General features: G+C 65.3%; 1 protein-coding gene. It reads right to left on the reverse strand.

The window, feature by feature from the left end; translation table 11 throughout:
• On the reverse strand, positions 1-4,153 hold a 4,153-nt coding region (locus tag K3F49_RS38990), incomplete at both ends, for an SDR family NAD(P)-dependent oxidoreductase (protein ID WP_276575477.1).

Below are 4,153 nucleotides of genomic sequence, written 5' to 3' on the forward strand. Positions count from 1 at the left end.
TGCCCGCAGCGCCGCCTCGTCTCGGCCCGACACCAGCAGCGGGATCAACGGCGATGATGCGTCAACTGCGCCGATCTCGGCCCCCTGCACCGCACCACTGACGGAATCAGAACGCGCAGGCGCTTCCTCAAGAACGACGTGCGCATTCGTCCCGCTCAGTCCAAACGCGCTGACCCCTGCGCGCCGCGGCCGCGCGACATCGCGGGGCCAAGCCGTCAATTGATCCACCACCTCGACCTTCAGTCGTTCCCAATCCAGATGCGGATTGAGCGGTCGGCAATGCAATGTGGGCGGCAACGCTTCCGACTCGAAGCTCGCCAGCATCTTGATCACACCGACCAGGCCTGCTGCCGCTTCGAGATGCCCAACGTTGGTTTTCACGGCTCCAAGCTTCAACCGCCCGAGGTCGCCGGGTCGCGCCTGGCCATACACCGCGTCCAACGCCTGAACTTCGATCGGATCGCCAAGCGACGTTCCCGTTCCGTGGCATTCGACGACATCGATGTCGGCCGCTTCCAAACGCGCATCGGCCAATGCGGCTCGCAACGTTTTCTGTTGCGCAGTTCCGTTGGGCACGGTGAGGCCCGAACTTGCACCGTCGTGGTTGACCGCGGTGCCGCGTACCACGCCCAATATTCGCTTGCCCTGCGCCTGCGCATCCTCCAGTCGCATCATCGCCACCACAGCGGCACCTTCGCCACGGCCGTATCCGTCGGCCGCCTCGGAAAACGTCTTGCTGCGACCGTCGGACGCCAGCGCGCGCGTCTGCGACAACACCACAAACGCTTCGGGGCTCGACGCCACCTGCACGCCGCCCACGATCGCCAGATCGCAACGTCCCGATCGCAAATGCTCCGAGGCAAGATGCAGCGCGACCAACGACGACGAGCAGGCCGTATCGACCGCCATGACCGGACCTTGCACCCCCAAATGGTAGGCAAGCCGCCCGGCAGAGAATGCGGCGCCTCCGCCCGTCGCGGCGTAGGCGTCCGCCTCTTCCAGGTTAAAACCTCGGGTCTGATATTCGTTCGGCCCAATGCCGATGAACAACCCTGCCGTCGACCCCGCCAGGGATTTCGGCACGATCCCGGCATCTTCGAGCGCCGACCACGTGACTTCGAGCAGCAGCCGGTGCTGCGGGTCGATCTGCGCTGCTTCCCGCGGCGAGATGCCGAAGAAGCCCGCGTCGAACCCCGCCACATCGTTCAGCAACGATGCTTCCTTGACGTAGGACGTGCCACGATGTTCGGGATCAGGGTCATAATAGGTTGCGCGGTCGAAGCGCTCCGCGGGAATCGGTCCCAACGTATCGACGCCCGACGACAGCACCTGCCAAAAACTCGACAAATCTTCAGCGCCACCTGGGAAACGCAGTCCGACGCCGATGATCGCAAGCGCCCCTGACGCTTCGCCATAACGTACGACCGTGGGGGTCTCAGGCTTTCTCGAGCCGTCCGCCAGCTCCAAGGCATCCAGAACCCATTCGCTCACCGCTTTCAGATTGGGATGGTCGAACGCAAGCGTCGCCGGCACTGACAAACCGGTTTGCTTCGCAAGCCTGTTCCGAACCTCCACCGCCATCAGCGAGTCCAGGCCCAACTCGGCGAAGCCGACCTCGGTTGCCAATGACTGCGGCTCGTTGATCCCGAGCACGACGGCGACGAGATCCCGCACCAGCGACAGCACGCGGCTGCGGCGCTCGCGAACGGTCAGCTTTTGCAGCTCGGTCCTCAGGTTATGCGCATGACCATTCACGTTGTCCGCGCCGGATGTCCGCGCGGCCTGCATCTCCGGGAGTTCGCTCAGGAGCGGATTGAAGCGGCCTGCCAATTCGCTCGTGCGGGCCCAGTCGACATCAAAGACCGCCAGTTCCGCTCGACCGTCATCAAGCGCGCGCTCAAGTCCCAACAGACAGAGCTCTGGCTTCATGAAGGAACCACCGCGACGACGCAGCAGAGCCTCGGCATTCGGATTCGCCGCCATTCCGACGTCCGCCCACGCACCCCAGTGAATGATCGTCGCCGGCAATCCCCGGGAACGTCGCAGATGAACCAAGCCCGTGAGCCCGGCATTGGCGGCGCTATAGGCAGACTGGCCATAATTGCCGAGGAAGCCGGCGGCCGATCCGTACAACACGAACGAGGCGAGTTCGCTGCCCCAACGCTGGACCGAATCATGCAACGCCCAGGCGCCGCCGAGTTTGGCGCCCTGCTCTTTCTCAATTGCTTCCGGCGTCAATTCGTTGAGCGGGACGTCGATCACGTCGCCCGCGAGGTGAAAGATGTGGCGCAGTGCGGGCCTGCCCGCGTCGCTGGATGTCAGTTCACGGACGAGCGCGTCGACCGCGGCGCTGTCGCCGACATCGCACGCCCGCACTTCCGCGCGGCATCCCTTGTCTGCGAGTGCCACCACGAGGTCCGCCGCGCCGGGCGCCTGTTCGCCGCGTCGCGACGTCAGGATGAGATGCTGCGCGCCCCGATCCGCGAGCCAATGGGACAGGAACGATCCAAGCGCTCCTGTGCCGCCGGTGATGAGGATGGTCCCTTGCGGGTCCCATTTCGTCGCTGGCTTCGAGCCGGTTCGCGACGGCGCGTGGTGCAGCTTTCGCGTCCAGAGGTGTTGTCCTCTCAGCGCGAACTCTCCGCCCGCCGTCTCGGCGGACAGGAACGTCGCCGCGATCCGGCGCAGGGTGACGTCGTCAGCAGGTCCAAAATCTGCCAACCCGCCAAAGGAGCTGGGAAGCTCTAAGCTCAGCGTTCTGCCAAGACCCCACAAAGCCTGCAGGTAGGGTGCTGCCGGCGCATCGTCATCTCTGATCCGTAGAGCGTGAGGCGTGCACAGCCACAGGCGCGTCGTCGAAGCGTCCTGTCGCTGGCTGATGCTCTGTGCCAGCATCACGGCGTCGCTGGTTGCTCGCAGCCAGGGTTTTTGTTCCGCCACAGAGCTCCTTGGCGGCAGCGTTTCTGCCAGGTACACGACCGCTCGCGGCAAGGGTGCGTCTGCGCTGTCTGCGTCTGCTCGCAGTCGGGCCGTCGCCTCGTTCACCGTGAGACACTCGACGATTGTGCCTTGCACGCGAAGGGCTTCTTGCAGCCGCTCCAGATGAGCCACGTCGAACCACTGGCCGCGCACAAGCCAGCAGGCTCCGTCGGTAGGCGCAGACGAGATTGAGGCAGTCATCCTCTGCCATTGGTCCTCGTAGCACCACCCGTCGACTGTCGATTCCGCTTCAGTGTGCGCGTACCAATTGTTCAGAGCCGGCAAGAGCGCCGACAGATGCTCGCGTTGTCCGCCTTCCGGAAGCTGCAGGAGCTGCTCGACCCGCTCCATGCTGCCACTCTGCACCGCCTCCCAAAAACGGGCATCAACGCCATTTTTCGCTTCGGCCTGATGCGGCTTCTCCGCCTCAACCCAATAACGCTGACGCTGGAATGCATAAGTCGGCAGTGAGGCAACGGGTTGGTGCGCGCTCGCACCGAGCGCCTTCGCCCAGTCGACATGAACGCCATGAACATGCAGCGTACCCAGCGCGGCCAGCAACGCTTCGCTGCCGTCGCGCCCGCGACGCTGTGTGGCGACCACCTGCATCGGCGAGCCTTCCGAGAGGCAGCCCGCCGCAAGCCCGGTCAAAATGCCGTCCGGGCCAAGCTCGAGGCTGGCCCGCACGCCCTCGGCTTCCAGCACATGCACGCCATCCAGGAACCGCACGGGCTTGCGCACCTGGCGCACCCAGTAATCCGCGCTGCAGAGCTCGTCCGTGGTCGCGAGATGCCCCGTCACATTGCTCACGATCGGCAGGCGCGGCGTGCCGAAGGAGACCTGCGAGAGCACCTTGCCGAACTCTTCCAGCATCGGCTCCATGCGCTGCGAGTGGAAGGCGTGGCTCACCTGCAGGCGGCTGGTCCTGCGGCCCTTGCTCCTGAACGCTTCCGCCAGCGCCAGCACGGCGGCTTCATCGCCGGAGATCACCGTCGAACGCGGCCCGTTCAGTCCGGCGATCTCGACACCGGCTGCGAGCAGCGGCAGCACTTCCGCTTCGCCCGCCTCCAGCGCCACCATGGCGCCGCCGGCGGGCTGGGCCTGCATCAGCCGGCCACGCGCCGCGACCACGCGGCAGGCATCCTGCAATGACCACACGCCAGAGACATGCGCC

Origin of the sequence: Bradyrhizobium monzae, assembly GCF_021458635.1 — a bacterium.
Lineage (GTDB): Bacteria > Pseudomonadota > Alphaproteobacteria > Rhizobiales > Xanthobacteraceae > Bradyrhizobium.